Here is a 25,123-nt window from a genome sequence, read left to right on the forward strand (position 1 = left end):
ATGGCCGCCCGCCCCCGCTTCACCAGCACCGCCCAGGCCATGCGCGCGTCAGCGTCCGTGCGCCGCGCCATGGCCTCGACCGGCGGCTCGGCCCGCCTCGCGCATCATCTTGGGCTGCACGTCGTCTCGGTCTGCGCCTGGACGTTCTGCCCCACGCAGCACGTCGAGGCGGTCGAGGCCGCGTCGGGCGTGTCCCGGCACGACCTGCGCCCGGACCTCGACCCGCGCGCCGGCAGGGTCCGCGACCTGACACCCGACCAGGCCGTCGCCGCGCATCTCGCCGCCGGCGAGCACTTCGCCCGCACCGGTCGGTGCCTCTCGTCGGAGGCGAGCTGATGCTGGCCGTTCAGGATCCCACCCGCGAGGAGCGGATGCTGTCCGCCGCCGGCCTGCGCGGCAGCCCCGCGATCCCGATGACGGCCTGGCGCGGCATCTCCGGACGCCGCTACGTCGCCCGCATCCATCGACCGCACGATCTGGAGCCCAGCGAGGCCACGCGCATCGTCGTGCTGGGCATCGTTCGGGACGAGGGCGGCAACGCGCATCGGCGCGGCGTCGCGCACGGGCTCGATCTGGCCGGTGCCGAGGCGTGGCTGCTCCGCATGCGCCACGCCGGGTGCAACGAGGTCCACGTTCACCGCACCACGGCAGACGCCGCCGAATGTCGGGCGATTGCCCGGGACCTGACGCCCACGAGCAAGGGGAGCGTCTGATGTCGTACGCGCAGGATCCGGCCCGCGAGGAGCGGCTGAAATCGACGATGGGCCTGCGCGGCTCGCCCGCGCTGCCCCTGTCCGCTTGGCGCGGCGCCTCGGGCCGCCGGTACGTGGTCGGCGTACACGACGCCCGGCACGTCGAGACCGACGAGTTGGCCGAGGCGGTGGCGATCGGCGTGTCCCGTGACAGCGGCGGCATCGCCCTGATGCAGGGCGTCGCCGTCGGGCTGGGCCACGGCGCCGGCGACCAGTGGCTCGGCGAGATGCGGCGGAAGGGCTGCACCGAGATCCACGTCCACCGCCTCGCGGAGAACGCGCGCGAGCGCCGCGAGATCGAAGACGACCTGAACCCGAGCAAGAAGGGGGTCCGCCGATGATCGCCGCCCGTCGCAACCACAGCTCGTGGCAGCCGCCGGAGGTCCGGCGCGAGGTCGGGGCGGCCCTCCGCGTGGCACGCGAGGCCGCGCGCCTCTCGCAGCGCGATGTCGCGGCTCGGCTCGGCATCACGCCAGCCATGACGTGCAGCATGGAGCGCGGTCAGCGCCGCGTGCCGCTGGAGCGTATGCGCGACGTGGCGTCCGTGTACGGCGTTCCGCAGGAGCACTTGGAGCGACCGCCGTCCGTAACCCGCAACGCGGACGAGGTCGCGCTGCTCCACGCCTTCCGCCACCTGTCCGAGGACGAGCGCGCCAAGCTGCTCGCGATGGTGCGGTCGTGAGCGCCGCCGCCGACCGGCCGACGCTGGCCTCCGAGATCCTGGCGCGCGTCGTCGCTGCGTTGGACGCCGGCGCGGCCGAGGCCGGCCTGCCGACCTATTCGGCCCTCGTCGCCGAGAACGCCCTGCACACCAGCGGCTTCGAGGCCGCCGTGCACGAGCGCGCCGTCGGTCTGGTCCGCGCCGAGAACTGGCGCCTGCGGATCGCGCTGATGGTCGTCCTCCAGGACGTGCTCGCGCTCCAGGCGCTGCTCGCCAAGGGCCAGCAGGACGAGGCAGCGCTGGCCGTCTTCGCCATGCTGCCCGAGCTCCGGGCCGCCGCGCACCGGATGAAGCTGGCGGACCTGCCGGCAGACGTGGCCTCCCTGGAAGCCGCGCGCGAGCGCCGGGACGGTGCGCGATGAAGGCCGCCGGCAACCCGTTCAAGGTCAACGTCACGGTCTTCGACGGGCTGGGCCTCACCTGCACGGTCGACGTTGGCGAGGGCGAGCGGATCGTCTTCCTCGTCCGTGGCGACCCGGCTGTTCTTGGTCCCGACGCTGGCCCAGGCTCGTTCGAAATCTCCGCCGAGCAGATCGGCAAGGACATGCCGTTCCCGATCGCCGCGGCGGTGGTGCCTAAGGAGCACCTGTCCGAGTGGGCGGCCCTCGATGCCGCCACTGTCGGGCGCATGCTCGACCGCGTCTCGCGCGAGGCCGGCGCTATCCGTGCAACCGGAGCGCGCCTGCAATGAGGGCCGCCGCTCGCCTCCCACAGGTCGACGGCGGCACGCCCGAGCGCGCGGCGCAGCAGCTCTACGACACGGGCTGCCGGGTGATCGCGCTCGGCACGACCGACACGCGGGTCGCCATCATGATCGCCCGGGCCTTCAAGGGCACGGACGTCCGATACGGCGACGGGCTGAACAGCTCCGCGGCCATGCAGGCGGTCCGCTACCACCTGCAGCGCATCTGCGCCGCCGCGATCGCCGCCCCCTACGACCCCGAGCACATCGAAGCCGTGAAGGCCGAGTCCGCGCGGTTCGCGCGGCAGGCCGGCGGGAGGCGCCAGTGAAGATCGTCCCTCACCTCGCCGGCTTCGTGCCGGGCCCCGGGCTCTACCGGATGCCGGCGGACACCTACCACGCCGACTGTGCGCCAGAGCCGTCGCTGTCGTCGTCGATCGCGAAGGTGCTTCTGGAGCAGAGCCCCGAACACGCGGCGCTGGCGCACCCGCGCCTGCGGGCCGAGAAGCCGGATGAGCGCGAGGCCACCCGGCCGCAGGAGATCGGCACCGTCGCGCACAAGCTCATCCTCGGCCAGGGCGCCGAGGTCGTGGCGATCGACTTCGACGACTACAAGAAGGCCGACGCCAAGGCTGCGCGCGCCGCCGCCTACGCGGCAGGGCGGGCCCCGATCCTGATGCCTGACCTCGTGACGGCCGAGCGGATCGCCGACCGGGTGCTCGCCCGGTTGCCTCAGATTCCGGGATGCGAGGGGTTCACGTCGGCACCGGCCGAGGTCGTGGCCGTCGTGCAGGACCGGTCCGGCGCCTGGCTGCGGACCATGATGGATCGCGTCGAGCTTCACCCGACGCATGCGATCATCTGGGACGTGAAGACGTCGAGCCAAGCGGCGGCGCCGCAGGGCCTGGGTCGGCGCCTCGAACAGATGAGCATGGAGGTCCAGGCCGCGCTCTACGTGCGCGTGCTGGCCACCCTGCTGCCGCACCTCGCCGGGCGGATCCGCTTCCGCTGGATCTTCGTGGAATCCGAGGAGCCCAACGGCCTCTGCGTGGCCGAGGCGGACGGCGTCGCCATGGAAGTCGGCGCCCGAAAGGTCGCGGCCGCGCTCCACCTCTGGAACCGCTGCCGGGCCGCCGACGACTGGCCGGGCTACCCCGCCGAGATCGTGCGCGCCGACTACCCGGATTGGGCAGAGCGGCGCTGGTCCGAACGCGAGTCCCTCGATCCGCGGCTCGCCGGCGTCTCCTACGACGTCGCGCAGAGCCCCTTCCGTCCTCTCAACATGGGGAGCGCCGCGTGAGCTTCACCTTCGCACCCGCCGTTCGCGAGCAGGTCTCGCTCCTCATCGCGCTGGCCGGCGCCTCCGGGTCCGGCAAGACGAAGTCGGCCCTGCGGCTGGCCGAAGGCATCTCGCCGGCGGGCAAGATTGCCTTCGTCGACACCGAGGCCCGCCGCGGCCTGCACTACGCCGACCAGCACCGCTTCCTGCACGCCGACATGCGGCCGCCCTTCAAGCCGATCCGCTTCGTCGAGGCGATCGCCGCGGCGAAGGCCGCAGGCGCCGAGGTCGTGATCCTCGACAGCTTCAGCCACGAATATGACGGCGAGGGCGGGATCATCGACTGGGCCGACGCGCTGGCCGAGAGCGGCACCAAGGCGCCCGGCAACTGGAAGGAGCCGAAGCTCGCCCACAAGCGGATGATGAACGCGCTGCTCCAGTGCCGGGCGACGCTGATCTTCTGCCTGCGCGCGGACGAGAAGATCGAGATCGTGCGTGAGGGCGGCCGCACGCAGGTCCGCCCGCTCGGCTGGATGCCGATCTGCGAGAAGCGGTTCATGTACGAGATGACGGCGAGCTTCACGCTCTCGCCGGACTCGCCCGGAATCCCGCGGTTCGACCTGCCGCACAAGGTCCAGGAGCAGCACCGCGGCTTCTTCCCGGAGCGCAAGGCCATCGACGAGGCGTGCGGGCAGCAGCTCGCGGCCTGGGCGCGCGGCGGCGCGCAGGCCCCGCGCCGGACGAAGGCTGATCTGCTGGCGGATGCCCGCGCGCAGGCGGCCCGCGGGTCCTTCGCCCTCGCCGAGTGGCTCGCCGGTCTGCCGGAGCGCGCCCGGGTGATCCTGGAGGAGATCCGGGACGAGCTCGCGACCGTGGCCGAAGCTGCCGACGCCCACGCCGACGAAAACGACGGCTTCCCCGGCTTCACCGCCGCATCCGAGCAGGCCGCCTGATGGCCGCCGGCGCGAGGGAGACCCTCGACCTCTCAACGATCGATCCGGCGCAACTCGCCCACGCGGCCGAGACCGCGGCCCGGGTCAACCTCGCGGCCGCCGGGATCCTTGGCGCCTGCTCCGAGCGCTCGACCATGCAGGCCACCGTCCGGGTGATCGAGCACGGCCAGGCGCTGGTCAGCCTCGCCCGGCTGATGGGCTTCGTGGCCGAGCACTACGAGACCCTGCTGCCGGTGTTCCTGGCGCTCCAGGAAGGCTCGGTCGTCGCCGTCGAGGAAGCCGCGCCGGTGCGCGCCAGCAGGGACGAGCGGCCCGCGCTCACGGTGGTGGCGCGATGACGGGCGCCCTCCTCTTCATCGCCGGATTCGGCGGCGCCTCGCTCATCGGGCTGCTCGCATGGACCTTCGCGTCCAGCGTCCGAGATCTCCGCGCGGAGGACGCCATGCTCGCGGCCGCCGCCGATGACCAGCAGGCGGAGGCGGCCCGATGAGCGCGCCTCAGACCTTCCGCGTCGCCGGCAGCGGCGGACTCCTCCGGATCGTGGTCTGCCGACCGGAAGACCTCATGCGGATCATGCATCGCATCGGCATCGCCTCCTACACGGCCGAGGTCACCACCCGTCCCGCCTACCGCGAGATGATCGACACGATCCGTTGGGAGGACATCCGGTGAGGGTCCTGATCTGTGGGGGCCGCAACCTCAACCCGGCGCTAGTGTGGAACTGGCTCGAGGCGCACGCGACCGAGGAATGCGCCGACGCGCTCGGCCGCGCCCAGCATGTGCTGATCTCGCACGTGATCCAGGGCGGCGCGACTGGCGCCGATTCCGGCGCGGCGGACTGGGCCCGCGCGAGCGAGATCCCAGTGACGTCCTTCCCGGCCGACTGGGACCGCTACGGCCGGCAGGCCGGGCCGCTTCGGAACACCCAGATGCTCGCCGAGGGCCGGCCGGACGCGGTGATCGCGTTCCCGGGCGGCAAGGGCACGGCGGACATGGTGCGCAAGGCGCGCGCCGCCGGGCTGCCGGTGGTGGAGGCGCGGATATGAGCGCGCACCGCTGCCCCCACTGCACCCGCACGCTCGCCAGCACCGAGGCGCTGTTCTCGCACGTGAAGGCGAAGCACGGGCTCAAGGCGGCCCGCGCCTGCGTGCCGGAGCATCCCGTCTTTGTCCGCGAGGCTGAGCGCCGCGCGCGGCGCCAGGGCCACGACCGCGACCCCAGCATGGCCGACCTCGTGATCGAGGCGCAGCTCAACCGGGCCATGGGCCTGCCCGGCGATCGCGACATCGCGGATATGTTCGATGTCTGAGGGCCCGCGTCCGCGCGCCGGCCGGCTAGGGCAGAAGCAGCTCGAATCCCTGTTGTCGGTGGCATCGCCGACCATGCTGATGCTCACGCCCGGCAAGGTCGAGCGCGGGCTGGTTGCCGCCGGTCTGCTGGTTGAGCGTCCGAAGTTCGGCCCGGCGCTGCCCGGCAAACCTCTGTGCGGCGCGGTCGGCATCTCTGCCGCGGGACTGCGCCGGCTGGCCGACGAGATAGACGCTGGGCGCGTCCAGAACGCGCTGGAGCACTGGGCGCGTATCGCGGCCGAGCGGCGCACCTCCGCCCCGGTTAGCGAGGAAGGCGTCGCGGTATGAAGCGCTCTCAACCCGCGCTCAATCCGAGCACCAGTTGCTGCGCGGTGAGCATTAGACCGGCCAGCGCCCCGCCGACCACGAGCACATCGGCGAGGCCGCGCTCAGGCCGGCTCCGAGCGACAGCACGGCTCGGTGCGCTCGGGGGGCGAAGCTGCACGACGTTGTCTGACCGATCCATGACCGCCTCCAGCATCATTGCTGTCGCGTATCTGGGTCGGGTGGTGATCGCTCGGCATGCGCCAGCGCACATTCTCGACTGCCTCTACGACGAAGTCGAAAGTGGCGTGCTGAAGCCACTGGCCGTTTGCGGGTGCGCGGTGGTGGGGCGGTTCGTACGCGAGGCGGGGAACCGCCCACCCATTCTGAAGCGGGGCTCAGGCCTCTTGCGCTTCACGCAGCACGCTTCGAACGCGACCAGCAGCCAAGGCGAGCGCACCCTCCTGCGTGGAACCGTCTGGGCAATCCTGCCCAGCAGAAGAGCCAAGCCTATATGCAATTCGGTGCTCTACAGCGCGCAGCAATTCGTTTGCGGGCTCCATTTCGATGCTGCGCAACGTCCGCGCGAGATCGAGATAGGCACTGCGCATGAGACCGAAGGCCAAACGTGTCGCGGCTTCATCCGCGATCGGAGTCATATCAGTCATGGCGTGTTCCCTACAAAACACGCTCCCCAGAACGCAGAGTCTATATGTCAGCCGATTAGGATTGTAAATACAGCATTCGACAAGTCTCCGCGGATCGGTTCTCAGCCGCTGTGTGGCTGGAGATTTAACATAGGACAATCATCAGGACGCTGCGCTGCTAAGCCTATCTTGGGGGCAACAGCGAAGCGGCGTGCCCCGGCGAACGGCGAAGGAGTGGCGGCATGAACGCGCTACTCACCTGCGGCCATTCCAGCACTGGCCAATCTCAAACGAAGTGCGGGGGCAGGATCATGCACTGCGCGTGCACGATCAGGCTGAACGCCATGGCGGCCGTCACCACGGCATCCACGAAGCGGTTGGTCAGGGTAACTGGCTTGGTCATCGAGTGCCCCCTCGATCCGGTGGCCGACGATCGGCTCCGTTTCAGCGGCCTTATGGTCAAGCTCGGTGTCCAGCGGATTGCTTCGATTGTTGCTTCGGTCGGCTCATGGCCGCGAGCTAGGCCTGTGCGCATAGAGCGCCCTGTAGGCCTCCGTCTGGGTCAGCCCGACCCGCTCCAGGTCGTCGAGCAGGATCAGGATGTCGTCGTCGACCTGCTCGCCTCGCTGTTTTCGAGTGATGAGGCCGCGGGCCAGCTCCTCCTCATCTCCGGGATCGCCTTCCGGTACGTCCGTATAGTCGCGGGCCATAAACAATGTTCCGGGCGGCGTTTCCGAAGCTTAGGAGGCAACGAACAGGCCCAAAAAACACGAATTCGCGACGTGCGACCAAGTGCGCCGGCCTCGTGTTCAAGCCTGGGAGCGGCGGCATGAACGCGACCGCCCTCGCCTCCGCTGACCTGTTCGGCGTGCCGTTCACCGACACCATAGCGCGCTCGGCCAACCTGTCCTGCTGCAGCGCCTACCGCTTCACGCTGACCCGCACCTGGTCGAGCGAGGGCGGCCACGTCTGCTTCATCGGCCTCAACCCAAGCGCGGCCGACCACCGACAGGACGACCCGACGGTTCGACGCTGGATCCACTTCGCCCGGTCTTGGGGCTACGGCGGGTTCACCGCGGTCAACCTCTATCCGCTGCGCACATCATCGCCGGCCGAGTGCCGCACATGGGCGCAGTTCATGGACAACGGCCCGGACTGGCACGCGCGAGACGTGATTCGCTTCAGCAACCTGCCGGTCCTCGTGCGCGAGGCGAAGTCGGCCGCGCTCGTCGTCGCCTGCTGGGGCGCCGGCGCGTGGGATCCCGAGTTCGTCGACCACGTGCTCGAGGAAATCACCAACGGCGAGGCGCCCTGGCCCGACGTGCACTGCTTCGGGCTGACGGCCGACGGCTCGCCGATCCATCCGATGGCGCGGGGCCGCTCGCGCATCCCTGATCACGCTCAGCCGGTGCTGTGGAAGGCCGGAACGCCAGGAGGGAGCAGTGCCGCGTAGCGTTCGGGCGGTCGAGCGAGCAGAGCCGACCTGCCTCTATCCGGATGAAAAGGAACTCGCCGAGATTATCATGGGGCCGGCCCGGTCGAAGGGCTGGACCGGGCTTGCTGTGGTGCTGGAGCGCGGGGGCTTTCCGCGGATCGATCCGCAGTTTGGCGGTCGCTACTGGCCGGCCGTGAAAGCCTTTCTGGACCGGCGGAATCATGTCGGCGACGATGCCGGCGCTCGGCGGCCGCGCCGGGAATAGGAGATCCACATCATGACAGCCGAGGATGCGCTCTACAGCCCAGGGCTGAAGCGCATGAAGCGCCACAACGGGCGCATTGATCTCTATTGGGTGGCCGACGAGAAGCTCGTCGCGAAGGGCTACCCGACCAAGACGGTCCGGATTCCGAGCGACATGCCGCCTGAAGGCATCGCCGCTCGGTGCCAGATCCTGCAGCAGGAGATGCTGGAGTGGGCGGGCGGCTTCGCACCGTCCAAGAACTCAGCCGTGCCGGGAACCCTGGAATGGGTGTGCCGCGCGTTCGAAACCGACACGGACTCGCCGTATCACGATAGGCGCCAGGCGACCCGCGTCTTCTACTCGAAATACATCCGCACGCTTGTCGACACGGCGGGCCACATGCACCTCGCCGACATTCTCGGGCGGGACGTGCGCCGCTGGCACAAGGACTGGAGCGCCTCGACGGGTGAGCGGAGCGCCTATGCCTGCATCCAGACCCTGCGGCGGGTCGTGAGCTACGGCTGCGAACTGCGGAACGCCGACGCGATCGAACTGGCGGCGGTGCTGGAGCGGACCGAGTTTCCGATGCCGCGGAAGCGCAAGCACCGGCCGACCTTCGAGCAGATCGTCGCGCTCCGCAGAGCCGCCCATGCGGCGGACCGACCGAGCATCGCGCTCGCCGTGGCGCTCCAGTTCGAGCTCGGCCTCCGTCAGAAGGACGTGATCGGGGAATGGGTGCGACCGACGCCGGCCCAGCGGGCGGCGATCACTGGTGCGATCACCGATGGCGGCTGGGTCTGGCAATGGGGGCTGACCTGGAATCACATCACGGCCGAGCACCTCCTCGAGAAGCCGACGTCGAAATCGAACGGCCGGGAGGTCGCGGCGCACGATCTGCGGCTGCACCCCGAGATCCTCGCCGAACTGCCGGCGCGCGGGGTCGGTCCGGTGGTGATCGACGAGCGGTCGAAGCTGCCCTGGAAGGCGACCCACTTTTCGCACACGTTCCGCAAGATCGCTCGGGCCGCCGGCTGGCCGGATGACCTCTGGAACATGGACAGCCGAGCTGGAGCCGTGTCGGAGGCCTTTGAGGCGGGGGCGGACGCGACCGACGTGATGCGCACGGCCACGCACACGCAGATGTCCACGACGATGATCTACAACCGCGGAGGGGTGGTCCAATCGAGCCGCGTGGCAGAGCTTCGAGCCGCCCGGCGGAAGGGACGCGAACAGGGCTGAAACAAGCCTCGGTAACAGGGGTCCGATCCGCGGTAACGCGAAGCTATTGCCCCGACTGCTCTAAGCGCCTGATTGTATTGGGAGAAGTGATGGCTCCCCGAGCAGGACTCGAACCTGCGACAAGGCGATTAACAGTCGCCTGCTCTACCAACTGAGCTATCGGGGATCACGAGGGGGTCTCTACACACCGGGATCGCGGGACGCAAGGGCCTCGTTGCAGGATCCGCGTCCAAACCGGCGCGCGGCGCCCCGCGACACAGCGCAAGAACCCTCCCGGGGCGGCCATGACGCCCGAACTGTGACCGATCCGCAACATCTCGGTCGGCCCCACTCGCCGGTGTCACCCGATCCCCTTCCCGATCTCCTCGTCGGCGTTCGTCGAAAGTCATCCGTCTGTCGTGACACGCTCCTACGCGGGCCACCTCGCCGGACCGCCGGTGTGATGACCCTGCAGACCATGCCGACCCATCGCTGCCTCGACCCGCAGGACCCCTACGCCGAGCGCGAGGTGCGCGTCGCCTTCGAGTGGACCGCCGACCATCCCCGTCTGATCGCGGCCCTGGACGAGTACGAGGCCGATATCCTGCCCGACCTCGTCGAGGCGCAGCGCGACGATCTCTGTCGCGAGATCGTCGCCGCCCTCCTCCTTCCGGAGTCGCGCATCCCCGGCCGGACCGAGATCCGATTGCCGTGATCGCCGAGCGGATGTCCCGCCGGCGCTCGGCGGCGCGGCGTTCCGGCGGGGTCGGGGCTAACTCAATCGCGCGCCCGTCCCGGAGCCTGACGAGGGCGCGCGCGAGACTGCAGTGACTGCCCTGTAGGGGACGACATCTGGAAAAGACCTGTGTCCAACTTTCGCCAGTTCTCAAATCGATCCGGCTTTTTGTTGGCAATGTATCTGCATAACCAAAGTACAAACGATGTGGATTTGCCGGCTATATTTATTTGTTCGAAAAGATTTGCTTCTGTAAAGCTGCGGCCGCACGATTCTCCGGCCAAAGCGGCTCGTCTGCCATGCGCATCTCACTCGGCCTGAAGCTCTCCGCGGTGATCGGGCTGCTCGCCCTGGTGGCGATCGGCATCGCCGCCTTCGCGGTTCGCCAATCGAACTGGGAGCAGGAGCGCGCGGCCGCCACGGACCGGATCTGGAACGCCGGCCTGCAGGCCGGCACCCTGGGGCAGGCGATCGAGCACGCGGTGGTGCAGGCCACGGCCCTCTACACCGCCGACGACACGACCGAGGCGCGCACGCGCCTGTCGGCGCTCCACGACGCCCTCGCCACGGTGGAGCAGGTGCGGGGGCCGTTCCTGGAGGCCATGGAGGATCAGCTTCCCGCCGACCGTCGGCGGCGGTTCGATCTCTTCGTCAAGGAGTTCATCGCCTACCAGACCGATACCGCCGAGCTCGGCCTCACGGTCTCGCCCAAGGCCGCCCTGATCCAGGCGACCGACGAGGCGACCTTGAAGAACCGCGAGCGCATGGTTGCCGAGATCGGCATCCTCGGGCGGGAGGTGCTGAGCCGCCTGAACGCGCGCCGCGCCGCGGACGCGGCCGACCGCCGCCGGGCGCGGATCACCCTGTTGGTCGTGCCGGCCGCGGCGCTGGCGCTCGGCCTGCTCGCGGCGATCTGGATCATCGTGAGTCAGGTGCGGCGACCGCTGCATCGGCTCAAGGACGGGATGACGGCGCTCGCCGCCAACGATCTCGGCCGCGCGATCCCGTTCACGCATCGCCGCGACGAGATCGGCGAGATGGCCGCCGCCATCGCGGCCTTCCAGACGGCCTTGATCGAGAAGCGCGACCTCGACGCGGAGGCGCAGGCGCGCCGCGACCGCGACCGCACGCGGGCGGAGGCCCTGGCCGCGGCGACCCGCACCTTCGAGGCCGAGACCCATCGCGCCGTGACCGATCTCGCCGACTCGGCCGAGGCGATGCAGGCGGCGGCCGACACCCTCTCGGGCAACGCGGGCGCGATGGCGGCCGAGGCGGCCGTCGTCGCCGGAGCGTCGGAGCAGAGCGCGGGCCTCGTCGACAGCATCGCGAGCGCCGCCGAGGAACTCTCGACCTCGGCGCGGGAGATCGAGGCGCGTGTCCGGCACACCAGCGCGATCGCCACCTCCGCCCTCTCCGACACGCAGGGTCTGAAGGGGACGGTGATGAGCCTCTCGCGGGCGGCCGAGGAGATCGGCGCCGTGGTCACGCTCATCCGCGAGGTGGCCGAGCAGACGAACCTCCTCGCGCTCAACGCGACGATCGAGGCGGCCCGCGCGGGAGCCGCCGGGCGGGGCTTCGCGGTGGTCGCCGCCGAGGTGAAGGCGCTGGCCGGCCAGACGGCGCTCGCCACCGACCGCATCACCGGGCAGGTCGGGTCGATCCAGGGGGCCGCGGGGCGCACGGTCGGCGCCATCGGCACGATCGGCGAGACCATCGCCCGGATGAGCCTGATCGCCTCCGAGGTGGCGGACGCCACCGACCAGCAGGGCCGGGCCAGCCAGGAGATCGCGCGGGCGATCTTCGGCGCGGCCGCGGAGGCCCGGCAGGTCTCGGAGAGCGTGGCGGGCGTTCAGGCCGCGGCGGCGTCTAACGAGGCGCAGGCCGGGCAGGTGCGCGGCAGCGCCGCCCGGGTCAATGCCGGGACGCACAGCCTGCAGCGGGCGATCGAGACCTTCATGGTGGAGGTCCACGGCGCCTGACGGGGGGGCGCACCGGCACGTCACGGCCGGCTCAGTCTGTCGGGGAAGGATGGAGGCCTCGCCCGGAATCGAACCGGGGTGCAAGGATTTGCAGTCCTCTGCGTAACCACTCCGCCACGAGGCCTTCCTGAACGGCGCTGCCGTCCCGTCCGGAGCTTGGCGGACAGCCCCGGGTGCGCGTCTCTAGCAGAGGTCGGCGGTCGCAGGCAACGGCCCCGAGGCCCCGATCGTGCGGACCGCGTCAGCTCTGCCAGACCCGGGGCACCGGCAGGCCCCGGTAGCCCGCGAGGAACCGGGCGACGAGCCCGCGCAGGGGCCCGACCGCGTCCCCCAGCGCGCGGACCGCCAGATGGCCGTTCCAGGCGCTCGCCGCCGCCGTCGTTCCGGGCGACGCGGCCTCGGCCAGACGGACCCGCGCCTCCTCGAGGCGCGCCTCCGCGCCGGGCGAGACGTCGAGGATCGTCGCGCAGGCCCGGGCGCCACCGCCGATCGCTGGGCGGGCGAGGTGGTCGCTGATCGGCCCCTCCAGCAAGAGGTCGTCGGCGTAGGCGAGCCGCCCGCCCCGGCGGATCCGCCAGGAATCCGCGAACAGCCCGTCGGCGATCCGCTCGCCCCGGGCGGCGCGGCCGAACGCGACGACCTCCACGGCGATCAGCGCGGCCCCGTCGGCGAGATCGGCCTCGAAGCGCCGCCGCACCCGGGACCGATCGAACAGGATCGTCTCTTGCGGCAGCCAGGCGAGGCCGGCCCCCTCCCCCAGGGTCAGGGTGTTGGCGATGCGGCTCACAGGGCCGTCCGAGCGGTAGATCTTCTCGGCCGCCGTGGTGGTCAGCACCAGGTCGGCCCCCGGTTCCAGGGCGAGGTCGATGGCGAAGGTGTCGCCGCAGGCCACGCCGCCCGCCGTGTTGACGAGAACCGCCTCCAGCGCGCCGGTTCCCCGGGGGAAGCGCAGCCGCGACGGCCCGGATTCGGCGAGATCCAGGATGCGGGTCTCGCCGCCCGGACGGGCCGGCCCGACGCGCAGCCGGACGCGCCCGTCCGAGCGCTGGCGCGCCGGCGCGGCACCGGCCGTCCCGGGTGCGGAGGCGGGAGCGAGAGGGCCGTGCATCAGGCGCGCCCGGTCGGCTCAGCCGGCACAGCCTCGAGCGGCACGGTCGGCCGGTCGAGGATGCGCCGGCCGAACAGGCTGGCCACCAGCTCGACCAGAACCCGGGCGCTGCGGCCGCGCTCGTCCAGGAAGGGGTTGAGTTCCACCACGTCGAGGGAGCGGACCAGACCGGAATCGTGGAGCATCTCCATGATCAGGTGCGCCTCCCGGAAGGTCGCGCCGCCCGGCACGGTGGTGCCTACCGCCGGGGCGATCGACGGATCGAGGAAGTCGATGTCGAGGCTGACGTGCAGATGCGCGCCCTGCGCGGCGACGCGGTCGAGCACCCGCCGCAGGGGCGCCACGACCCCGAACTCGTCGATCGTGCGCATGTCGGTGACGCCGACCCGGCGCGCCGTCACGAGGGCGCGCTCGCCGGCGTCGATCGACCGGAGGCCGAACAGGTGGACGTGGGCGGGCGGCAGCGGGCTCGGCGCCGGCTCGGCGAACAGGCGCGGGAAGCCCGGCTCCCCGCACAGGGCGGCGAGCGGCATGCCGTGGACGTTCCCGGAGGGCGAGGTCGCCGGCGTGTTGAAGTCGGCGTGGGCGTCGAGCCAGAGCACGAAGACGGGCTGGCCGCGCCGCGCGCAGTGCCGCATCACCCCGTCGACGGAGCCCAGGGACAGGCTGTGATCGCCGCCGGCGGTCAGCGGCAGCGTCCCCGCGTCGAGGGCATCCTCCACGGCTCTCGACAGCGCCCGCGTCCAGGCGGCGACACCGTCGAGCCCGCGGGTCCCGGCCGGCCCGTCCGGGGCGACGTCGCCGCGATCCGTGATCGCGTGGCCGAGTTCGCCGAGCGCCCGAACCAGCCCGGCCGTGCGCAGGGCCGCCGGTCCCATGAGCGCGCCGGGCTCGCTGGTTCCGACCTCGATCGGCGCTCCGATCAGCGCGATGCTGCGTGCCGGATCCGGCTGGGCTTCGCCGCTCATCCCACCTCCATCGCCGTCCCGAAGCACCGTGCTCCGCGGACGCTCTACCATCCGGACTCATAACCGGCCGATGACGGTGACCGCGAGCCGCGATCGGCCAGCAAGATCCGTGACGGTGTGTCCGGGCCGGCCTCCCTGCATCGCGGCCGGAGACGCGCTCAGAGCAGCAGCTGGACGAGGAGCGCGGCCGCGCCGTGCCGAACAGCGTCCGGTGCGTCGCCCCCGACGCCCGGGCCGCCGATGCGGCGTGACGGGCTACCGGCGCGCGCTGTTCGTGTCCGATGGATTATCTCAGGAGCTTCGAACGTCGGCCGCGGTCTCGCTCGACCTCAGAGTGCCTCGATCGCGCAGGAATACGATGACGATCCGCGCGGCGGAACCTTGTCGGAACGGGTGATCGACCATTCACAACTTGGGCTCTGGGCAAGCCGACTGCCTTCTAAGTTGTATGTTCCGGATCTGGGGAAGTTTCTGTCGGTGTATTGGTGTTTACGAGATTTTTATAAGAATTGCGCGATTGGTTCGCCTCAAACCAATCACTCAAAAAAATCAGGGGCATCATGATCACGCTATCGCGGCTGAGCACGCGCCTTCCCGCGACCACCGTCGGCCTGGCGCTCCTGAGCGCCACCGCCATGGGGGGCTTCAGCTGGTACTCGGCGCGGGCAGGCCTGATGACGGCGGCCCACGAGCGGCTCGAGCTCGCCGCGGCGGCGCGCCGGGACGCGATCGAGCTGGTGGCGGACCGGGCGCAGGCCGACTTCCTGGCGGTGGCGGCGCACCCGCAGATCGTCTCGAACTTCCCCGACCTGCTCGAGAACCTCGACCCGGCGAAGCCCGACACCGCGAGCGTCATCGAGGCGTTCCGCGCGCCGCAGACCTCCGAGGCGCGGGTCGCCCTCGACGGCAGCGGCATGCCGTCGATGTATGCACGCCGCCACGTCAAGGTTCAGGAGGTGGCGCGCAAGCTCGTCGCGCAGCCGGGCTACGCCGACCTGATGTTCCTCGATGACAACGGCCGGATCGACTACACCGCGACCAAGGGCGCCGATTTCGGTAAATCGGTCACGGATGACGGTTTGGCGGGCACGGCGCTCGCGCGCCTCATCGAGCGCCTGAAGTCCGCCGACCCGGGCGCGGTCCTCTACGAGGATTTCGCCGCCTACCCGGTGGACGGGGTCCCGGCCGCCTTCATCGGCCGCGCCATGACCAAGCGGGCCAACGTCGCCATGGGCACGGCGCAGGCGGCCGAGCGGATCGGCTTCATCGTCATGCGGGTCACGCCGGCCCTGTTCGACCAGACGCTGTCGAAGCGGACCGGCCTCGGCGACACGGGGCAGATCCTGGCGGTCGGCGCGGACGGCCTCCTGCGCAGCAACCCGCCGCTGAACCCCGCCGTCCACGCCGGCGCAAGCCTCACCGGGATCGGCCTGGCCGCCGACCGGGTCAAGGCCGGCGGTCCCGTCGACTTCAGCTACGAGAACGGCGCCCACATGGCGGCCGCCTCGCCGGTGACCGTCCTGGGCGCGCCCTGGACGGTGGTGGCGGAGCAGACGCAGGCCGAGTCGATCGACGCGGTCCAGGCCCTGTCGCGCACGCTGATCCTGACCGGTCTGTTCGTCCTAGCCGGCACGGCCCTGCTCGGCCTGCTGCTCGCCCGCTCGATCGTGGCGCCGCTCGGTGCGTTGACCCGCGCGCTCAAGGCCCTCGCCGACCGCCAAGCGCTGACCGACGTGCCCGGCAGCGAGCGGCGGGACGAGATCGGCGACATCGCCCGCGCCGTGGTCACGATCCGCGACATGTCGCTGGAGGAGGCTGCCCAGCAGCTCCAGACCACCGAGGCCGCGCGCCTGCGCGAGGAGCAGAGCCGGCGCGCCATGCTGAAGCAGCTGGCCGACGGCTTCGAGCACTCGGTCGGCGGCATCGTCGAGGGCCTGACCGGCGCCGTCACGGAGCTTCAGGGCGCCTCGGACACCATGCGCGCCGCGGTCTCCAGCACCTCCGAGCGCTCGACCAGCGTCGCCGGGGCCGCGCACCAGACCTCCGACAACGTCAACACCGTGGCGGCCGCGGCCGAGGAACTCGGCGCGACCGTTCAGGAGATCGGCCGTCAGGTCGAGCAGGCGGCCGGGATGTCCGCCACCGCCGTCGGCGAGGCCCGCCGGGCCGAGCAGACCATGACCGACCTCGCCGCGGCCGCGACGCGCATCGGCGACGTCGTCGGCATGGTCTCGACGATCGCCGGGCAGACGAACCTGCTGGCGCTCAACGCCACGATCGAGGCCGCCCGCGCCGGCGAGGCCGGCCGCGGCTTCGCGGTGGTCGCCGCCGAGGTCAAGGAACTCGCCGCCCAGACCACCCGCGCCACCGAGGAGATCAGCCGTCAGGTCGCCTCGATCCAGACGGTCACGGGCGACGCGGCCGGGGCGATCCAGGGCATCACGGCCCAGATCGAGGCGATGAACCAGGTGTCGACCAGCATCGCGGCCGCGGTGGATCAGCAGGGCGTCACCACGCAGGACATCGTCCGCAGCATGGGGCAGGCGTCGGCCGGCACCGGCACGATGACCCTGGAGATCGCCGAGGTCGCCCGGGTCGCGGGCGATGCCGGCGAGGCCGCGGACTCGGTCGCGCTGGCGTCCGACTCCCTGGCGACGCGCTCGGAGCAGCTCCGCGCCGAGGTGGCGCAGTTCCTGCGCAACGTGCGGGCGGCGTAGACCGGACGGGACCCGTGGCGGCCTCAGGCCGCCTCGGCCGGGAGCGGCGCGGGCTTCTGCGCCCCGCGCCCCGCGAAGGCCTGGGCGGCCAGGGGCAGCTCGATCGCCGCGCAGAGGCCGCCCTCGGGGCGGTTCTCCAGCCGCAGGCGCCCGTTATGGGCCTCCACGATGGCCTGCACGATCGAGAGGCCGAGGCCGAAGCCGCTGGCCTCGTTGAGATTGCGGGCCCGGTCGCCGCGCACGAAGGGCTGGAGCATCGCCTCGCGCTCCGCCTCGGGGATCCCCGGGCCGTTATCCAGGATGCAGACCCGGACACCGCGCTCGGAGGCCTCCATCTGCACGTCGGCCCGGCCGCCGTACTTCACGGCGTTGTCCACGAGGTTGGTCACCGCCCGCTGGAGTTCCTCGGGCCGGCCCTGGACCAGGACGTGCCGGCTGCGGCTGACGCTGACCGGGGCGCCGAAATCCGAGAAGTCGTCGCAGACCGTCTGCACCACCGAGGCGAGATCCACGAGGCTGTGGCTGTTCGTGTCGCGGATCTGGCCGTCGCGCACGAAGGAGAGCGCCGCCTCGACGAGGCCGTTCATCTGGTCGAGGTCGCGCAGGGTCGAGGCCCGGGCATTGTCGTCCTCGATGAACTCGGCGCGCAGGCGGAGCCGGGTGATCGGCGTGCGCAGGTCGTGGCTGATCGCCGCCAGCATCTGGGTCCGGTCGTCGATCAGGCGGCGGACGCGCGACCGCATCCGGTCCAGCGCCCGGGACACGGCGAGCACCTCGCGCGGGCCCGCCTCCGGCAGCGCCACGTGGTCGTCGCGGGCGCCGAACGCCTCGGCGGCGCCCGCGAGCCGCTTCAGCGGCGCCGTGAGGGCGCGGGTGGCCCAGACGCAGAGCAGCGCCAGCGTCAGCGCCAGGAACACCACGGTGAAGATCAGCGCCCCCTGGCGGGGCCCCCGGAGGGGATCGTTCGGCAGCGTCGCCTGGAGTCGTGCCCCTGTCGGCGTGACGATGCCGACATGCAGGCGTGCGTCCGACCGGTCGCCCTCGGGATCGGCCACGGCGAGGTCGGTGATCGTCACCGGCCGGCCGGCGCCGTTGCGCAGCTTCCGGATCACCGGCAGGTCGGGCGGCGACGTCGCCCCGGACGGCACTGTCCCGTCCCAGGGCTCGACGTGGATCAGCGGCAGGCTGCGACCGCTCGCCAGCAGCGCCGGTCGCGCCGCCGGGTCGGCGGCGTCCATGAGCCTCACCAGGACCCCGAGGCGGCTCGCGGCCACGCCCGGCAGCGTGTCGGGATTCTGCGACTCGTGCAGGATCAGGAACGCCGCGGTGGCGACCACGTGGGCGACCGCGATGCCGGCGACCACCAGCAGCGCGATCTGTCCCGCGATCGTCTTCGGACGCAGCCGCGCGCGGAGCCGGCCCAGGCCGCTCATGACCGCGTGACCTCGGGCGTGAACAGGTAGCCCCCGGACCGGATCGTGCGGATGAACTCGGGGTTGCGGGTGTCGCGCTCGATCTTCTGGCGGATGCGGGAGATCAGCACGTCGATGCTCCGCTCGAACGGGCCCGCGGCCCGGCCCTGGGTCAGGTCGAGGAGCTGGTCCCGCGACAGCACCCGCCCCGGCCGGAGACACAAGGCGTGGAGCAGGTCGAACTCCGCCCCGGTGATCGAGATGCGGGCGCCCTCAGGCGACAGGACCTGCCGCAGGGAGACGTCCAGGGTCCAGCCCGAGAAATGCAGCCGCCGCCGCTCGTCGGCGTCCGGCGCCTCGGCGGCGACCCGGCGCAGGATCGCGCGGATCCGGGCGAGCAGCTCCCGCGGGTTGAACGGCTTGGCGAGGTAGTCGTCGGCGCCGAGTTCGAGGCCGAGGATCCGGTCCACGTCCTCGGACTTCGCGGTCAGGATCAGGATCGGGATCTGCGAGGTGCCGCGCAGGCGCTTGCACAGGCTCAGACCGTCCTCGCCGGGAAGCATCAGGTCGAGCACGATGAGGTCGATGCGCGCCTCCGCCAGGACCCGGTCCATGTCGGCGCCGTCACCGGCCAGCGTGACGCGGCAATCGTTGCCGCGCAGGTAGCGCGCGATCAGCGCCGAGATCTCCCGATCGTCCTCGACGACGAGGATGTGGGGTGTTGCCGGTGCGCTCATCGCGAAGGAGTCGGTCTGCGGGTCGGCCTGCATCATCAGGCTATTATGACCCCGTCCGCCGATTATTCGAAGATGGGGCACGGAACCATTTTGTAAGCGCGTGTTTCCCGCACGGACCTGAACTGAGTTGCCGCACGGCGTCACATCACAGGGGGGAACGATGACCGGAACCGAGGATCGGAAGGACCTGATCGCGCCGCGGCCGCCGGAACTCGCCTCGCCCTGGCGCACCGAGGCGCGGGCGGCGCTGCAGGCCGAGGCCCGCGCCTTCGCCCGCGACACGGTCCTGCCGCTCGCCGACGAGCTCGACCGCCACAAGGCCGAGATGCCGCGCGCGCTCATCGACGCCATGGCCGAGAAGGGCTGGTTCGGCATCACGATCCCGGCGGAGCACGGCGGCCTGGGCCTCGGCGTGTTCGAGTACTGCCTCGTCTCGGAGGAACTGGCCCGGGCCTGGCTCTCGGTGGGCAGCATCCTGGCGCGCGGCCAGGGCCTCGGCACCCAGACCCTCGACCCGGAGCGCCGGGCGGAGCTGCTCCGGCGCTCGGCCCGGGGGCACTGGATCGGCTCGATCTCCCTGTCGGAACCCGATGCCGGCTCCGACCTCGCCGGCGTGCAGACCCGGGCGGTGCGCGACGGCGACCGGTGGCGGATCACCGGTACCAAGCGCTGGGCCGGCTTCGCCAAGGGCGCCGACTTCATCGAGGTCCTCGCCCGGACCCGCGACCCGGAGCCGGGGGAGTCGCGCTCCGCCGGCCTGGAACCGTTCCTCGTGCTCAAGGAGCGCGACAGCTTCCCCGCCGGCGTGACCGGCCGGGTGATCGACAAGATCGGCTATCACGGCTTCCAGACTTTCGAGCTGACCCTGGAGGACGTGTGCGTGCCCGAGAGCGACCGGCTCACCGGGCTGTACGGCGACCAGGGGGCGGACGCGGATTCCGGCGGGTTCGCCGCCGTCCAGCGCGGCCTCAACATCGCCCGGGTCCACACGGCGGCGCGGGCCGTCGGCGTCGCCCGCGCGGCGGTCGAGGATTGCCAGAGCTACCTTCAGGAGCGGGTGCAGTTCGGCCACCCGATCGGCGACTTCCAGGCGCTGCGCTTCGCGCTCGCCGACATGGCGGCCGAGGTCGCGCAGGCGCGGGCCTTCTGGCACCAGGTCGCCCACCTCCTCGACCAGGGCGAGCCCGCCGAGAGCGAATCGGCCATGGTGAAGCTCTTGGCCACCGAGATGGCGGTGCGGGTCACCAACCAGGCGATGCAGCTCCACGGCGGCAACGGCTACACCACCGAGCGCCGGGTCGAGCGCTACTGGCGCGACGCGCGGCTGACGACGATCTTCGAGGGCACGAGCGAGATCCAGCGCCGGATCATCAGCGACCGGATGCTGCCGCGACCCGGGGCCTGATCGCCCGCGATCGACCGTGCGGCGAATCGTCGAGCGGGACTCCCCGCCCGGCGTCGCCCGGCTACCTCACGACTCTGTCCTGCCCGGCGGACCGGGTGCCGCCACCGGAAGCCCCGTGTCGAAGCCCATCAGCGACTACGCCCTCATCGGCGACACCCATTCCTGCGCGCTGATCGCCCGCGACGGCTCGATCGACTGGCTGTGCTGGCCGCGCCACGATTCGCCGGCTCTGTTCGTGAAGCTCCTCGACGACGACGCGGGCGGCGCGTGCAGCGTCGCCTTCGACGGTCCGACCGGGAGCGCGCGCCGCTACCTGCCCGACACGAACATCCTGGAGACGACCTTCACGACCGAGACCGGCCGGGCGCGCCTCGTCGACCTGATGCCGGTCAACCCGCCGAGCCCGGAGCCCGACGAGGGGCCGGACGGCGAGGGCGAGAGCCGCTTGATCCGGCTGCTGACCTGCGAGCGGGGCCGGGTCGCCGGCACGTTCCGGGTCCGCCCGACCTTCGACTACGCCCGCCGCCCCTGCACCCCTCTGGTCGAGGGCCGGTCGGTCCTGTTCGAGGCCGGGGACTGGCGCGTGCGGGTCAACGCGCAAGCTTGCCCGACCCTCGCGGGCGACGCGGCCGAGATCCGGTTCGACCTGGCGGAAGGCGAGACCGCCTACCTGGTCCTGACCCACGGCGAGGATCAGGACGACGCCTGCATCGACGATTTCGCCGGCGCCCGGCGGCGCCTGGAGACGACCGCCGATTACTGGCGCCGCTGGAGCGCCCGCAGCACCTATCGCGGCGCCTACCGGGACGCGGTGATGCGGTCCGCCCTGTGCCTGAAGCTGCTGACCTACTCGCCCTCGGGCGGGATCGTGGCGGCGGCCACCGCCGGCCTGCCCGAGGCGGTGCCGGGCAACCGCAACTACGATTACCGCTTCACGTGGATGCGGGACGCCTCCTTCACGGTCACCGCCTTCGTGATGCTGGGCTACATCCGCGAGGCGTCCGAGTTCCTGCGCTTCCTGCGCGAACGGGACGGCACGTTCGGACGGGAGACGCGGCTGATGTACGGCATCGCCGGCGACATGCCGCCGGAGGAGGAGTTGAGCCACCTCGCCGGCTGGAACGGCGTGGGGCCGGTGGTGATCGGCAACCTCGCCGAGCACCAGGACCAGCACGACATCTACGGCGAGCTGCTCCGGGCGCTGTGCATCTTCCTCGAGGCGGTGGATTACGACCCGCCCGAGAAGGTCAACGACCGGCTGCCGGAGGTGCTGGACAACCTCACCGCCCGGGCCATCCGCCACCGCCACGACGCGGATAGCGGCATCTGGGAGCTGCGCACCGGACCGCGCCAGCAGGTCCACACCAAGGCGATGCTCTGGGTCGCACTGCGGGACGCGGCCCGGATCGCCCGCAACATCGCGGGGGTGCCGGAGACGAAGATCGCCGAATGGGAGCGGGTCGCCGCCGAGATCCGGTCGGAATATCTGGAGAACGGTTGGAGCGCCGAGAAGCAGGCCTATGTCGGCGCCTACGACTCGCATCATCTCGACGCCGCGGTCCTGCGCGTGGCCCTGTTCGGCGCCCTCGACCCGCGGGAGCCGCGGATGCGCGCCACCCTGGCGGCGGTCGAGCGCGAGCTGGGCGTCGGCGACCTGATCTACCGCTACCGCATGGAGGACGGGCTGGCGGGCGACGAGGGCACGTTCACGGCCTGCGCCTTCTGGCGTGTCGGCTGCCTCGCCCTCGACGGGCGGACCGGCGAGGCCAGGGCCGCCTTCGAGCGGCTGATCGCCCGGTGCAACGATGTCGGGCTGCTCGCCGAGGAGATCGACCCGGCCACCGGGGCGCAGCGCGGGAACACGCCGCAGGGATTCTCCCACATGGCCCTGATCAACGCCGCGCTGCGGCTGGAGGACAGCATCGCGCGCTTCGGCGTGGACGACGGGGCGGAGATCGTCACCCGGTCGGCCGCCGAGTAGCGCCGCTCCGGCTCCCCGCACGGGCCGGTCCGCGCCACGTCGCGGTTGACCAAGCGAGTGTCGCTGGCGTGGCAGCGGGCGGTCGGTCCGGCGGCGATAGTTCCGGGGCCTGAATGGCTCCGGAGGTCCCATGCTCGACGTGACGCCGACCCCTCTGCAGCGTCTCCTGCGCGAGCGCCGTCGCGGCTACAGCCTGCCGGCCGAGTTCTACCTGAGCCCCGAAGTCTTCGAGGCCGACATGGCGGTCATCTTCGGCCGCCACTGGATCTACGTCGGCGTCGAGCCCGACGTGCCGGAGGCGGGCGACGTCATGGTCGTCGACATCGGCAAGACCTCGGTGGCGATCGTCCGGGACGACGACGGCGCCGTCCGGGCCTTCCACAACGTCTGCCGCCACCGCGGCGCCCGGCTCGTCCACGAGGAGAAGTCCACCGTCGGCAACCTCGTCTGCCGCTACCATTCCTGGACCTACGACCTCACCGGCGCCCTCATCCACGCCGACCACATGGGGCCGGATTTCAGGCGCGGCTGCCACGGGCTCAAGCCGGTCCACATCCGCTCGCTCGAGGGCCTGCTCTTCGTCTGCCTCTCGGACGATCCGCCCGCCGATTTCGACGCGATGGCGGCCCGGCTCGGCCCCTACATCGCGCCCCACAACATCCGCGACACCAAGGTCGCCTTCCAGAAGGACATCATCGAGCCGGGCAACTGGAAGCTCACGATGGAGAACAACCGCGAGTGCTACCATTGCGGCGCGAACCATCCCGAGCTGACCGTGCCGCTCTTCGCCTACGGCTTCGGCTTCGCGCCCGAGGAGATGGACGAGCACGACCGCGCCCAGGCCGAGCGCTACGGCTGCCTGCTCCGGACGCACCACGGCGAGTGGGAGGCGGAGGGGCTGCCGTCGAAGGAGATCGACGAGCTCGACACCATGATCACGGGCTTCCGCACCGAGCGGCTGCCGCTCGACGGCGAGGGTGAATCCCACACGATCGACACCAAGGCCGCCTGCCGGAAGCTCCTCGGCAGCCTGACCAACGCCAAGCTCGGCGGCCTCTCGGTCTGGACCCAGCCCAATTCCTGGCACCACTTCCTCGGCGACCACGTCGTCACCTTCGCGGTGCTGCCGCTCGACGCCGAGCGCTCGCTCTTGCGCACGAAGTGGCTCGTCCACAAGGACGCGATCGAGGGCGTCGACTACGACCTCGCCAACCTGACCGGCGTCTGGGAGGCCACCAACGACCAGGACAGCGAGCTCGTCGGCATCTGCCAGCAGGGCGTGCGCAGCCCGGCCTACGAGCCCGGCCCGTACTCGCCCCACACCGAGATGCTCGTGGAGAAGTTCTGCAACTGGTACGTCGGCCGCATGGCCGCGCATCTGGGGCGCTGATCGTGGCCCCGGCCTTCGCCAGGGTCCCCGGATCGGCAGAGCCGGCCGCCGCGACGCTCGCGGCCACCGCGCCCTGGGACGCCGAGACGGACGACGTCCTCACCTGCGTCGCGGTGCGGCCCGAGACGCACGACGTGAAGACCTTCGTGCTCGCCGCCCGCGAGCCGCGGACGTTCCGCTACCTGCCCGGCCAGTTCCTCACCTTCGCCTTCGAGATCGGCGGCGAGACGCTCCACCGCTGCTACACGATCGCCTCGGCACCGACCCGGCCGCACACCCTGGCGATCACCGTCAAGCGCGTGGCCGGCGGCCCGGTCTCGAACTGGCTGCACGACAACCTGAAGCCCGGCGATACCGTCCGGGCGCTCGGTCCCATGGGCGAGTTCTCGTGCTTCGCCCATCCCGGGGCGAAGTACCTGCTCCTGTCGGGCGGCAGCGGCGTCACGCCGATGATGGCGATGGCGCGCACCCTCCACGACCTCGGGGCGGGCCGCGACGTGGCCTTCGTCCATTCGGCGCGCAGCCCGGCCGACATCGTCTTCCGGGACGAGCTCGCCCTGATGGCCCGCCGCGACCTAGCGCTGCGCGTCCACGCGATCTGCGAGGCCGACACCCCGGGCGAGGCCTGGACGGGTCCGCGGGGCCGGCTGACCCCGGCGCTCCTGCGCGACCTGGTGCCCGATTTCCTGGAGCGCACGGTCTTCGTCTGCGGCCCCAAGCCCTACATGGACGCCGTGCGGGCGATGCTGGCCGAGGCCGGCTTCGACATGGCGCGGCACCACGCGGAGAGCTTCGATTTCGGCGCCCTGCCGGAGGCCGAGCAGGAGGCCGCGCGCGAGGCGGAGCAGGCCCTCGACGACGCCCCGGCCGCCGGCCTGCGCAGCTTCCGGGTCGAGTTCGCCAAGACCCGCCGGGTGCTCGACTGCCCGGAGGACGTGACGGTGCTGGACGCGGCCCGCAGGGCCGGGATCCGCCTCCCCTCCTCCTGCGCCAAGGGCTTGTGCGGCACCTGCAAGTCGAAGCTGGCCTCCGGCACCGTGGCGATGACCCACGCGGGCGGCATCCGCCAGCGCGAGATCGATGCCGGCATGGCCCTGCTGTGCTGCTCCAGGCCGACGAGCGACCTCGTCATCGAGCGGTGAGGAC

Annotated in this window: 31 protein-coding genes and 2 tRNA genes; 25 read left to right on the forward strand and 8 right to left on the reverse strand. The window is 71.4% G+C overall.

The genetic code is table 11. The annotated features are described in order from the left end of the window. From LOK46_RS13655 to LOK46_RS13725, 15 genes are read left to right on the forward strand one after another with little or no spacing between them, the layout of a single operon-like run. Positions 1-336 (forward strand): YdaS family helix-turn-helix protein, encoded by a 336-nt coding sequence (locus LOK46_RS13655; protein ID WP_273564255.1) that lies wholly within the window; start codon positions 1-3, stop codon positions 334-336. Beyond that, positions 336-713 (forward strand): hypothetical protein, encoded by a 378-nt coding sequence (locus LOK46_RS13660; protein WP_273564256.1) that lies wholly within the window; start codon positions 336-338, stop codon positions 711-713. The genes LOK46_RS13655 and LOK46_RS13660 overlap by 1 nt, the downstream gene beginning before the upstream one ends. Further along, positions 713-1,093 carry a hypothetical protein gene (locus tag LOK46_RS13665; protein ID WP_273564257.1) on the forward strand — a complete coding sequence of 127 codons (381 nt, stop codon included), beginning with the start codon at positions 713-715 and terminating at the stop codon, positions 1,091-1,093. Before LOK46_RS13660 ends, LOK46_RS13665 begins: the two co-directional genes overlap by 1 nt. After that, the gene (locus LOK46_RS13670; protein WP_273564258.1) at positions 1,090-1,434 is read left to right on the forward strand and encodes a helix-turn-helix domain-containing protein; all 345 of its coding nucleotides are present in this window, start codon (positions 1,090-1,092) and stop codon (positions 1,432-1,434) included. Before LOK46_RS13665 ends, LOK46_RS13670 begins: the two co-directional genes overlap by 4 nt. Continuing rightward, on the forward strand, positions 1,431-1,835 hold the full coding sequence (locus tag LOK46_RS13675) for a hypothetical protein (protein WP_273564259.1): 405 nt from the start codon (positions 1,431-1,433) through the stop codon (positions 1,833-1,835). The genes LOK46_RS13670 and LOK46_RS13675 overlap by 4 nt, the downstream gene beginning before the upstream one ends. Beyond that, on the forward strand, positions 1,832-2,164 hold the full coding sequence (locus LOK46_RS13680) for a hypothetical protein (RefSeq protein ID WP_273564260.1): 333 nt from the start codon (positions 1,832-1,834) through the stop codon (positions 2,162-2,164). Before LOK46_RS13675 ends, LOK46_RS13680 begins: the two co-directional genes overlap by 4 nt. Next, positions 2,161-2,484, forward strand: a complete 324-nt coding sequence (locus LOK46_RS13685) for a hypothetical protein (protein ID WP_273564261.1) — start codon at positions 2,161-2,163, stop codon at positions 2,482-2,484. The genes LOK46_RS13680 and LOK46_RS13685 overlap by 4 nt, the downstream gene beginning before the upstream one ends. After that, the gene (locus tag LOK46_RS13690; RefSeq protein WP_273564262.1) at positions 2,481-3,455 is read left to right on the forward strand and encodes a PD-(D/E)XK nuclease family protein; all 975 of its coding nucleotides are present in this window, start codon (positions 2,481-2,483) and stop codon (positions 3,453-3,455) included. The genes LOK46_RS13685 and LOK46_RS13690 overlap by 4 nt, the downstream gene beginning before the upstream one ends. Then, complete coding sequence (locus LOK46_RS13695; protein ID WP_273564263.1) at positions 3,452-4,387, forward strand: AAA family ATPase; 936 nt, start codon at positions 3,452-3,454, stop codon at positions 4,385-4,387. The genes LOK46_RS13690 and LOK46_RS13695 overlap by 4 nt, the downstream gene beginning before the upstream one ends. Next, positions 4,387-4,725 (forward strand): hypothetical protein, encoded by a 339-nt coding sequence (locus LOK46_RS13700; RefSeq protein ID WP_273564264.1) that lies wholly within the window; start codon positions 4,387-4,389, stop codon positions 4,723-4,725. Before LOK46_RS13695 ends, LOK46_RS13700 begins: the two co-directional genes overlap by 1 nt. Further along, positions 4,722-4,877 (forward strand): hypothetical protein, encoded by a 156-nt coding sequence (locus tag LOK46_RS13705; protein WP_273564265.1) that lies wholly within the window; start codon positions 4,722-4,724, stop codon positions 4,875-4,877. Before LOK46_RS13700 ends, LOK46_RS13705 begins: the two co-directional genes overlap by 4 nt. After that, the gene (locus LOK46_RS13710) at positions 4,874-5,059 is read left to right on the forward strand and encodes a hypothetical protein (protein ID WP_273564266.1); all 186 of its coding nucleotides are present in this window, start codon (positions 4,874-4,876) and stop codon (positions 5,057-5,059) included. Before LOK46_RS13705 ends, LOK46_RS13710 begins: the two co-directional genes overlap by 4 nt. Then, positions 5,056-5,433 carry an SLOG family protein gene (locus LOK46_RS13715; RefSeq protein WP_273564267.1) on the forward strand — a complete coding sequence of 126 codons (378 nt, stop codon included), beginning with the start codon at positions 5,056-5,058 and terminating at the stop codon, positions 5,431-5,433. The genes LOK46_RS13710 and LOK46_RS13715 overlap by 4 nt, the downstream gene beginning before the upstream one ends. Then, positions 5,430-5,696, forward strand: a complete 267-nt coding sequence (locus LOK46_RS13720) for a hypothetical protein (RefSeq protein ID WP_273564268.1) — start codon at positions 5,430-5,432, stop codon at positions 5,694-5,696. The genes LOK46_RS13715 and LOK46_RS13720 overlap by 4 nt, the downstream gene beginning before the upstream one ends. After that, positions 5,689-6,024 (forward strand): hypothetical protein, encoded by a 336-nt coding sequence (locus tag LOK46_RS13725; protein ID WP_273564269.1) that lies wholly within the window; start codon positions 5,689-5,691, stop codon positions 6,022-6,024. Before LOK46_RS13720 ends, LOK46_RS13725 begins: the two co-directional genes overlap by 8 nt. Positions 6,025-6,398: 374 nt before the next feature. On the opposite strand, the gene LOK46_RS13730 is transcribed toward LOK46_RS13725, so the two are convergent. Next, on the reverse strand, positions 6,399-6,668 hold the full coding sequence (locus LOK46_RS13730; protein ID WP_273564270.1) for a hypothetical protein: 270 nt from the start codon (positions 6,666-6,668) through the stop codon (positions 6,399-6,401). 485 nt (positions 6,669-7,153) lie between these two features. Next, entirely contained in the window at positions 7,154-7,357 is a 204-nt protein-coding gene (locus tag LOK46_RS13735) for a hypothetical protein (protein WP_273564271.1), read from the reverse strand. Between the two features lie 119 nt (positions 7,358-7,476). Between LOK46_RS13735 and LOK46_RS13740 the strand changes: the two genes are divergently transcribed. From LOK46_RS13740 to LOK46_RS13750, 3 genes are read left to right on the forward strand one after another with little or no spacing between them, the layout of a single operon-like run. Beyond that, a complete protein-coding gene (locus LOK46_RS13740) occupies positions 7,477-8,100 on the forward strand; it encodes a DUF1643 domain-containing protein (RefSeq protein ID WP_273564272.1) in 624 nt (207 codons plus the stop codon). After that, entirely contained in the window at positions 8,090-8,347 is a 258-nt protein-coding gene (locus tag LOK46_RS13745) for a hypothetical protein (RefSeq protein ID WP_273564748.1), read from the forward strand. Before LOK46_RS13740 ends, LOK46_RS13745 begins: the two co-directional genes overlap by 11 nt. A gap of 54 nt (positions 8,348-8,401) precedes the next feature. After that, positions 8,402-9,565 carry an integrase gene (locus LOK46_RS13750; protein WP_273564273.1) on the forward strand — a complete coding sequence of 388 codons (1,164 nt, stop codon included), beginning with the start codon at positions 8,402-8,404 and terminating at the stop codon, positions 9,563-9,565. A gap of 90 nt (positions 9,566-9,655) precedes the next feature. Here the strand turns inward: LOK46_RS13750 and LOK46_RS13755 are convergent. Further along, a tRNA-Asn gene (locus LOK46_RS13755) sits at positions 9,656-9,731 on the reverse strand. A 276-nt stretch (positions 9,732-10,007) separates the two neighbouring features. On the opposite strand from LOK46_RS13755, the gene LOK46_RS13760 reads away from it, so the two are divergent. Together LOK46_RS13760 and LOK46_RS13765 are read left to right on the forward strand one after the other, a co-directional pair. Beyond that, complete coding sequence (locus LOK46_RS13760; RefSeq protein WP_273564274.1) at positions 10,008-10,259, forward strand: hypothetical protein; 252 nt, start codon at positions 10,008-10,010, stop codon at positions 10,257-10,259. Positions 10,260-10,579: 320 nt separating this feature from the next. Further along, a complete protein-coding gene (locus tag LOK46_RS13765) occupies positions 10,580-12,259 on the forward strand; it encodes a methyl-accepting chemotaxis protein (RefSeq protein WP_273564275.1) in 1,680 nt (559 codons plus the stop codon). Between the two features lie 50 nt (positions 12,260-12,309). On the opposite strand, the gene LOK46_RS13770 is transcribed toward LOK46_RS13765, so the two are convergent. From LOK46_RS13770 to rocF, 3 genes are all read right to left on the reverse strand, one after another. Next, positions 12,310-12,383 (reverse strand) — tRNA-Cys (locus LOK46_RS13770). A 117-nt stretch (positions 12,384-12,500) separates the two neighbouring features. Beyond that, positions 12,501-13,367 (reverse strand): urease accessory protein UreD, encoded by an 867-nt coding sequence (locus tag LOK46_RS13775; RefSeq protein ID WP_273564276.1) that lies wholly within the window; start codon positions 13,365-13,367, stop codon positions 12,501-12,503. Further along, positions 13,367-14,335, reverse strand: coding sequence for an arginase (rocF, locus tag LOK46_RS13780; RefSeq protein WP_273564277.1), 969 nt, complete (start codon positions 14,333-14,335; stop codon positions 13,367-13,369). Before rocF ends, LOK46_RS13775 begins: the two co-directional genes overlap by 1 nt. 560 nt (positions 14,336-14,895) lie before the next feature. Between rocF and LOK46_RS13785 the strand changes: the two genes are divergently transcribed. Beyond that, positions 14,896-17,052 carry a methyl-accepting chemotaxis protein gene (locus LOK46_RS13785; RefSeq protein ID WP_273564278.1) on the forward strand — a complete coding sequence of 719 codons (2,157 nt, stop codon included), beginning with the start codon at positions 14,896-14,898 and terminating at the stop codon, positions 17,050-17,052. Between the two features lie 23 nt (positions 17,053-17,075). Here the strand turns inward: LOK46_RS13785 and LOK46_RS13790 are convergent, their stop codons facing one another. Together LOK46_RS13790 and LOK46_RS13795 are read right to left on the reverse strand one after the other, a co-directional pair. Continuing rightward, entirely contained in the window at positions 17,076-18,485 is a 1,410-nt protein-coding gene (locus tag LOK46_RS13790; RefSeq protein WP_273564279.1) for an ATP-binding protein, read from the reverse strand. After that, complete coding sequence (locus LOK46_RS13795) at positions 18,482-19,237, reverse strand: response regulator (protein WP_266282994.1); 756 nt, start codon at positions 19,235-19,237, stop codon at positions 18,482-18,484. Before LOK46_RS13795 ends, LOK46_RS13790 begins: the two co-directional genes overlap by 4 nt. 124 nt (positions 19,238-19,361) lie before the next feature. Here LOK46_RS13795 and LOK46_RS13800 point away from each other — a divergent pair, with 124 nt between their 5' ends. The 4 genes from LOK46_RS13800 (at position 19,362) to LOK46_RS13815 (ending at position 25,119) form a co-directional block, all read left to right on the forward strand. Further along, the gene (locus LOK46_RS13800) at positions 19,362-20,606 is read left to right on the forward strand and encodes an acyl-CoA dehydrogenase family protein (protein WP_273564280.1); all 1,245 of its coding nucleotides are present in this window, start codon (positions 19,362-19,364) and stop codon (positions 20,604-20,606) included. Positions 20,607-20,721: 115 nt separating this feature from the next. Then, positions 20,722-22,587 carry a glycoside hydrolase family 15 protein gene (locus tag LOK46_RS13805; protein WP_273564281.1) on the forward strand — a complete coding sequence of 622 codons (1,866 nt, stop codon included), beginning with the start codon at positions 20,722-20,724 and terminating at the stop codon, positions 22,585-22,587. A 130-nt stretch (positions 22,588-22,717) separates the two neighbouring features. After that, positions 22,718-23,977 carry an aromatic ring-hydroxylating oxygenase subunit alpha gene (locus tag LOK46_RS13810; protein ID WP_273564282.1) on the forward strand — a complete coding sequence of 420 codons (1,260 nt, stop codon included), beginning with the start codon at positions 22,718-22,720 and terminating at the stop codon, positions 23,975-23,977. 2 nt (positions 23,978-23,979) lie between these two features. Beyond that, positions 23,980-25,119, forward strand: a complete 1,140-nt coding sequence (locus LOK46_RS13815) for a hybrid-cluster NAD(P)-dependent oxidoreductase (protein WP_273564283.1) — start codon at positions 23,980-23,982, stop codon at positions 25,117-25,119. Positions 25,120-25,123 lie beyond the last annotated feature (4 nt).

Origin of the sequence: Methylobacterium sp. NMS14P (genome assembly GCF_028583545.1) — a bacterium.
GTDB lineage: Bacteria > Pseudomonadota > Alphaproteobacteria > Rhizobiales > Beijerinckiaceae > Methylobacterium.

Bases quoted from the DNA above. Each gene is read 5' to 3' on its own strand.
- LOK46_RS13655 (WP_273564255.1), top strand. From the start codon at position 1: ATGGCCGCCCGCCCCCGCTTCACCAGCACCGCCCAGGCCATGCGCGCG.
- LOK46_RS13660 (WP_273564256.1), top strand. From the start codon at position 336: ATGCTGGCCGTTCAGGATCCCACCCGCGAGGAGCGGATGCTGTCCGCC.
- LOK46_RS13665 (WP_273564257.1), top strand. From the start codon at position 713: ATGTCGTACGCGCAGGATCCGGCCCGCGAGGAGCGGCTGAAATCGACG.
- LOK46_RS13670 (WP_273564258.1), top strand. From the start codon at position 1,090: ATGATCGCCGCCCGTCGCAACCACAGCTCGTGGCAGCCGCCGGAGGTC.
- LOK46_RS13680 (WP_273564260.1), top strand. From the start codon at position 1,832: ATGAAGGCCGCCGGCAACCCGTTCAAGGTCAACGTCACGGTCTTCGAC.
- LOK46_RS13685 (WP_273564261.1), top strand. From the start codon at position 2,161: ATGAGGGCCGCCGCTCGCCTCCCACAGGTCGACGGCGGCACGCCCGAG.
- LOK46_RS13700 (WP_273564264.1), top strand. From the start codon at position 4,387: ATGGCCGCCGGCGCGAGGGAGACCCTCGACCTCTCAACGATCGATCCG.
- LOK46_RS13705 (WP_273564265.1), top strand. From the start codon at position 4,722: ATGACGGGCGCCCTCCTCTTCATCGCCGGATTCGGCGGCGCCTCGCTC.
- LOK46_RS13710 (WP_273564266.1), top strand. From the start codon at position 4,874: ATGAGCGCGCCTCAGACCTTCCGCGTCGCCGGCAGCGGCGGACTCCTC.
- LOK46_RS13720 (WP_273564268.1), top strand. From the start codon at position 5,430: ATGAGCGCGCACCGCTGCCCCCACTGCACCCGCACGCTCGCCAGCACC.
- LOK46_RS13725 (WP_273564269.1), top strand. From the start codon at position 5,689: ATGTCTGAGGGCCCGCGTCCGCGCGCCGGCCGGCTAGGGCAGAAGCAG.
- LOK46_RS13730 (WP_273564270.1), bottom strand. From the start codon at position 6,668: ATGACTGATATGACTCCGATCGCGGATGAAGCCGCGACACGTTTGGCC.
- LOK46_RS13735 (WP_273564271.1), bottom strand. From the start codon at position 7,357: ATGGCCCGCGACTATACGGACGTACCGGAAGGCGATCCCGGAGATGAG.
- LOK46_RS13740 (WP_273564272.1), top strand. From the start codon at position 7,477: ATGAACGCGACCGCCCTCGCCTCCGCTGACCTGTTCGGCGTGCCGTTC.
- LOK46_RS13750 (WP_273564273.1), top strand. From the start codon at position 8,402: ATGAAGCGCCACAACGGGCGCATTGATCTCTATTGGGTGGCCGACGAG.
- LOK46_RS13760 (WP_273564274.1), top strand. From the start codon at position 10,008: ATGACCCTGCAGACCATGCCGACCCATCGCTGCCTCGACCCGCAGGAC.
- LOK46_RS13765 (WP_273564275.1), top strand. From the start codon at position 10,580: ATGCGCATCTCACTCGGCCTGAAGCTCTCCGCGGTGATCGGGCTGCTC.
- LOK46_RS13775 (WP_273564276.1), bottom strand. From the start codon at position 13,367: ATGCACGGCCCTCTCGCTCCCGCCTCCGCACCCGGGACGGCCGGTGCC.
- rocF (WP_273564277.1), bottom strand. From the start codon at position 14,335: ATGAGCGGCGAAGCCCAGCCGGATCCGGCACGCAGCATCGCGCTGATC.
- LOK46_RS13785 (WP_273564278.1), top strand. From the start codon at position 14,896: ATGATCACGCTATCGCGGCTGAGCACGCGCCTTCCCGCGACCACCGTC.
- LOK46_RS13790 (WP_273564279.1), bottom strand. From the start codon at position 18,485: ATGAGCGGCCTGGGCCGGCTCCGCGCGCGGCTGCGTCCGAAGACGATC.
- LOK46_RS13795 (WP_266282994.1), bottom strand. From the start codon at position 19,237: ATGATGCAGGCCGACCCGCAGACCGACTCCTTCGCGATGAGCGCACCG.
- LOK46_RS13800 (WP_273564280.1), top strand. From the start codon at position 19,362: ATGACCGGAACCGAGGATCGGAAGGACCTGATCGCGCCGCGGCCGCCG.
- LOK46_RS13810 (WP_273564282.1), top strand. From the start codon at position 22,718: ATGCTCGACGTGACGCCGACCCCTCTGCAGCGTCTCCTGCGCGAGCGC.